The following is a 5,699-nucleotide window of genomic DNA, read 5'->3' on the forward strand; positions in this document are numbered from 1 at the left end:
CTCCATGACAACCCTGACCCCCCGCCGCACAGCCATCCTGACCTTCATCCGCGACCGTATCGCGCAACAAGGCCAACCCCCCAGCCTCGCCGAGATCGCCGAGGCGTTCGGCTTCGCCTCTCGCAGCGTCGCGCGCAAGCATGTGGTGGCCCTGACCGAAGCCGGCTTCATCGAGGTCAACCCCAACCAGGCCCGTGGCATCCGCCTGCTCAACCAACCGGCACGCCCCGAATGGCTCGACGTGCCAGTGCTGGGTCGAGTCGCCGCCGGGCTGCCCATCGGCGCCGACGCCGAAGTGCACAGCCGCTTGCAGCTCGACCCCGGCACCTTCGCGAAAACCCCGGACTACCTGCTGCGGGTGCAAGGCGACTCCATGATCGAAGACGGCATCCTCGACGGCGATCTGGTCGGCGTACGTCGCAGCGCCGAGGCCTTGAACGGGCAGATCGTGGTGGCGCGCCTGGACGGCGAAGTCACCATCAAACGTTTTGAACGCACCGGCGAGCATGTGCGCCTGCTGCCGCGCAACCCCGCGTATCAACCCATCGTGGTAGGGCCCGACCAGGACCTGGCCATCGAAGGGGTGTTCTGCGGCCTGGTGAGGCAAGGCTGATGGGCGCCGTGGTTGCCCTGGACTCGCTGTTCAACGGCGGGCGAGTCTGGAAGGGCCGGCCCGCCGCGCCGCCGGCCAGCCTGCACCCCACCGGGCTGGCGGCGTTGGATGCAGTGCTGCCCACAGGCGGCTGGCCGGAGTCTGCCTTGAGTGAAATCCTGATGGCCAAGGAAGGCGTGGGCGAGCTGCAGTTGGTGCTGCCAACCCTGGCGCGTTTGTCGGCAGCGGGGGAGCGCATTGTGCTGGTGGCGCCACCCTATACGCCGTACCCCCATGCCTGGCAAAACGCCGGAGTGGATTTGCGTCAGTTGTCGGTGGTCCAGGCCGAGGAGCGCGATGCTTTGTGGGCGGTGGAGCAATGCCTGCGCTCCGGCAGTTGTGGCGCGGTGCTGTGCTGGCCGCGCAAGGCTGATGATCGGGCGTTGCGCCGCTTGCAGGTGGCAGCCGAAACCGGGCAGACCCTGGCGTTTGCCTGGCGCTCTTTGCAGGAGGCAATCAACTCATCGCCCGCCGCCCTGCGCCTGGCAGTCGACGCTAAACCCGCCCAGGTGCGAGTGCTCAAGTGCCGTGGCGGGCTGGCCCATCCGGCGCCGATTGCGCTGGCGGGGCACTGAGGTTGCCATGCGCTGGGTGTGTATTGTCTTCCCGCAATTGGCGCTGGACGGGGTGCAGCGTCTGCATCCCGAGCCCGACCAACCGCTCGCGTTGCTGGCCGGCACGCCGCAGCGGCGCGTGCTGCAAACCGTCAACGACGCCGCCCGCGCGTTGGGTTTGCGTCCCGGGCAATCGCTGACGGCAGCCCATGCCTTGGCCAAGACCTTTGCCAGCGCCGAATACGACCCCGTGGAAATTGAACGCTGGCAGCAGTTTCTCGCTGCCTGGGCCTACCGTTTCAGTTCCCAGGTCAGTGTGTATTACCCCCGCGCCTTGCTGTTCGAGATCGAGTCGAGCCTGGGGCTGTTTGGCCCGTGGCCGCAATTCGAGGCACGCCTGCGCCAGGAGTTGACTGAGCTGGGCTTTCGTCACCGCATCGTGGCTGCGCCCAACCCGGCGGCGGCGCGGGTGCTGGCCAATCTCTACGATGGCCTGGCCGTGGCCGATGATGCCGCTTTGATGCAGGCCCTGGCACCGCTGCCCATCGACCGCGCCGGCCTTGATCCACAGGCCGCCACTGCCTTGTCGCGCATGGGGCTGCGCAGCCTGGCCCAGGTGCAGGCATTGCCCCGGCACACCTTGGCGCGGCGGTTCGATGCCGGTTTGCTCAAGCACCTCGATGCACTGAGCGGGCAGCGGCCATTGGCCCTGGCGTTCTATCAGCCGCCGGACCAGTTCGACGTGCGCATCGAATTAAATTTCGACGTGCAATCCCACCAGGCACTGTTGTTTCCCTTGCGCCGTCTGACCGGTGACCTCTCCGCCTTCCTCTGCGGTCGCGACAGTGGCGTGCAGCGTTTTGACCTGCACCTGGAACATGCCCAGGCCCCTGACAGCGTGATCAAGGTCGGCTTGCTCAGTGCCGAGCGCGAACCTTCGATGTTGTTCGAGCTGGCCCGTGGCCGTCTGGAGCAGGTGCAAGTCACCTCGCCAGTGCGTGGCTTTCGTCTGGTGGCCCAGGACCTGCCGGTGTTCGTGCCGCAACGTCAGGACCTGTTCGACGACCGCCCGCAACAGACCCTGCCGTGGGAGCAATTGCGCGAGCGCCTGCGCGCACGCCTGGGGGATGAGGCCGTGCAAGGCCTGCGCTTTCACGCCGACCACCGACCTGAATGCGCCTGGCAAGCTGCCGCCGACACGCGTCCGTGCCCGAGCTTGAACAAGGTGCAACGCCCCGGCTGGCTGCTGCACGAGCCGACGCTGCTGGCCGAGCACGGCGTACAGATAATGATGGGCCCGGAACGCATCGAATCCGGCTGGTGGGACGGCGCCGATATTCGCCGCGACTATTACCTGGTCCAGACCCGCGCCGGCCAGCAAGGCTGGGCCTACCGCACCGTGGGGCAAGACGATGGCTTATGGCTGCAAGGCTGGTTTGCATGAACTACGCCGAGCTGCATTGCCTCTCCAACTTCAGCTTCCAGCGCGGTGCGTCGAGTGCGCTGGAGTTGTTCGAGCGGGCCAAGCGCCAAGGCTACAGCGCGCTGGCGATCACCGATGAATGCACGTTGTCGGGCATCGTGCGGGCGTGGCAGGCGGCGAAGGCGGTGGCGTTGCCGCTGATTATCGGCAGCGAGATGCGCATCGAGAACGGCCCGAAACTGGTGCTGCTGGTGGAAGACCTCAGCGGCTACCAGCACCTGTGCCGGCTGATTACCGTGGCGCGACGTCGTGCCGAAAAGGGCCGTTATCGCCTGTTGCAGGAAGACTTTGAGCAGCCGCTGCCGGGCCTGCTGGCACTGTGGGTGGCCGACGACGGCGACACCCAGGCTTCGATCCAATGGCTGCGCCGTACATTCGACGAGCGTCTGTGGCTGGCGGTGCACCTGCATTGCGGCCAGGACGATGCGCGCCACCTGGCGCAACGCCTGGCGCTGGCGGCCAGCCTGAAAATCCCGGCGGTGGCCTGCGGCGATGTGCACATGCACGCGCGTGGCCGGCGCGCCCTGCAAGACACCATGACTGCCATTCGCCATCACGTGCCGGTGGCTGAAGCCGGCACGTGCCTGCACCCCAATGGCGAGCGGCACTTGCGTGGTCTGGACGCCCTGGCCGCGCTTTACCCGCAGAGGTTGCTCGACGAAACCCTGGCCATCGCGCGCCGCTGCACCTTCGACCTGAGCCAATTGCGCTACCACTACCCGCGTGAATTGGTGCCGGCAGGCCACAGCGCCGAATCCTGGTTGCGCACCGTGACCGAAGAGGGCATTGCGCGGCGCTGGCCGAAGGGCGTTGACGCCAAGACCCTGGAACAGATCAACAAGGAACTGAAGTTGATCAGCGAGTTGGGTTACGAGAGCTATTTTCTTACCGTGCACGACATTGTGCAGTTCGCCCGCAGCCGTTCGATCCTGTGCCAGGGCAGGGGCTCGGCGGCTAACTCGGCGGTGTGTTTTGCCTTGGGCATCACCGAGATCGACCCGAGCCTGACCAACATGCTGTTCGAGCGGTTCCTGTCCAAGGAGCGCAACGAGCCGCCGGATATCGACGTGGACTTCGAACACGAACGTCGCGAAGAAGTGCTGCAATACGTATTCCAGCGTTATGGCCGCACCCGCGCGGCGCTGACGGCGGTGGTCAGCAGCTACCACGCCGCCGGTGCGGTGCGTGACGTGGCCAAGGCCCTCGGCTTGCCGCCGGATCAGATCAATGCCCTGGCCGACTGCTGCGGGCGCTGGAGTGAAGACGCGCCGCCCTTGGAGCGTTTGCGTGAAGGCGGCTTCGACCCGCAAAGCCCGATCCTGCGCCGCGTGCTCACGCTGACCCAGCAATTGATCGGTTTTCCCCGGCACCTGTCCCAGCACCCCGGCGGTTTCGTGATTTCCGAATACCCGCTGGACACGCTGGTGCCGGTGGAAAACGCGGCCATGGCCGAGCGCACCATCATCCAGTGGGACAAGGACGACCTCGACGCCGTCGGCCTGCTCAAAGTGGACATCCTCGCTTTGGGCATGCTCAGCGCAATCCGCCGTTGCTTCGATTTGCTGCGCCGCCATCGTGGCCGCGACCTGTCCCTGGCGACGATCCCCAAGGAAGACCCCGCCACCTACGCGATGATCAGCAAGGCCGACACCATCGGTGTGTTTCAGATCGAGTCGCGGGCGCAGATGTCGATGTTGCCCAGGCTCAAGCCGCAGAAGTTCTATGACCTGGTGATCGAGGTGGCGATTGTGCGGCCCGGGCCGATCCAGGGTGGCATGGTGCATCCGTACCTGCGCCGGCGTAATAAGGAAGAACCCGAAACTTACCCGTCGCCACAACTTAAAGCAGTGCTGGAGCGCACTCTGGGCATCCCGCTGTTCCAGGAACAGGTGATGCAAATCGCCATGGTCGCCGCCGACTATGGCCCCGGTGAGGCTGACCAGTTGCGCCGCTCCATGGCCGCGTGGAAACGCCACGGAGGCCTGGAACCGCATCAACAGCGCTTGCGCACCGGCATGTTGAAAAACGGCTACAGCGAAGCCTTTGCCGCGCAGATTTTCGAGCAGATCAAAGGCTTTGGCAGCTATGGCTTTCCCGAGTCCCACGCGGCCAGCTTTGCCTTGCTGACCTACGCCAGTTGCTGGCTCAAATGCCATGAACCGGCGGCCTTCGCCTGTGCGCTGATCAACAGCTGGCCCATGGGCTTCTACAGCCCGGACCAGATCCTGCAGGACGCGCGGCGCCATCACTTGCAGGTGCGTCCGGTGGATGTACTGGCCAGTGATTGGGATTGCAGCCTGGAACCTATCGACAACGCGCAGCCGGCGATTCGCATGGGCTTGCGCATGATCTCGGGGTTTCGTGAGGAAGACGGACGGCGCATCGAAGCCGCCCGCCAGCGCCGCGCGTTCAGCGACATCGCCGACCTCGACGAGCGTGCCGGGCTGGATGCCCGTGCCCAGGCGTTGCTGGCAGATTCCGGGGCCTTGCGCGCATTGGCGGGGCACCGGCATAACGCGCGCTGGAGCGTGGCGGGTGTGCACAAACAGCTTGGGTTATTCGCAGGGTTGCCCAGCCCGGACGAAGCCGCGGTGGTGTTGCCGACACCTTCGGTCGGCGAAGACCTGCACGCTGACTACGCCACCGTCGGCACCACGCTTGGCCCGCATCCTTTGGCGTTGTTGCGTGATGAGTTGCGCAAGCGGCGCTGCCGCAGTTCTTTGGAGCTGATGGCAGTGGAGCATGGGCGCAATGTGAGCGTCGCCGGCCTGGTGACGGGTCGGCAGCGCCCGGGGACCGCCAGCGGTGTGACCTTCGTCACCCTGGAAGATGAATTCGGCAACCTCAACGTGGTGGTCTGGCGCGACCTGGCCGAGCGCCAACGCCAGGCGTTGGTGGGCTCGCGGTTGCTGAAAGTGGACGGGCGCTGGGAGGCGGTGGGCGAGGTGCGGCACCTGATCGCCGGGCGTTTGACTGACCTGACGCCGCTGCTGGAAGGGATCAATGTGCG

4 protein-coding genes are annotated in these 5,699 nt (G+C 65.8%); all 4 read left to right on the forward strand.

What is annotated here, in order from left to right:
• Positions 1-613: transcriptional repressor LexA (lexA, locus tag WBB95_RS13500; protein ID WP_424488026.1), on the forward strand; the 613-nt coding region annotated here is incomplete at its 5' end.
• Positions 613-1,227 carry a translesion DNA synthesis-associated protein ImuA gene (imuA, locus tag WBB95_RS13505; RefSeq protein WP_424488027.1) on the forward strand — a complete coding sequence of 205 codons (615 nt, stop codon included), beginning with the start codon at positions 613-615 and terminating at the stop codon, positions 1,225-1,227. The genes lexA and imuA, both read left to right, overlap by 1 nt.
• Before the next feature lie 7 nt (positions 1,228-1,234).
• A complete protein-coding gene (locus WBB95_RS13510; RefSeq protein ID WP_424488028.1) occupies positions 1,235-2,650 on the forward strand; it encodes a Y-family DNA polymerase in 1,416 nt (471 codons plus the stop codon).
• On the forward strand, positions 2,626-5,699 hold a 3,074-nt coding region (locus tag WBB95_RS13515; RefSeq protein WP_424488029.1), incomplete at its 3' end, for an error-prone DNA polymerase. The genes WBB95_RS13510 and WBB95_RS13515, both read left to right, overlap by 25 nt.

This window comes from Pseudomonas sp., assembly GCF_049645325.1.
Classification (GTDB): Bacteria; Pseudomonadota; Gammaproteobacteria; order Pseudomonadales; family Pseudomonadaceae; genus Aquipseudomonas.

Coding starts and splice junctions, on each gene's coding strand:
- imuA (WP_424488027.1), top strand. CDS start 613: ATGGGCGCCGTGGTTGCCCTGGACTCGCTGTTCAACGGCGGGCGAGTC.
- WBB95_RS13510 (WP_424488028.1), top strand. CDS start 1,235: ATGCGCTGGGTGTGTATTGTCTTCCCGCAATTGGCGCTGGACGGGGTG.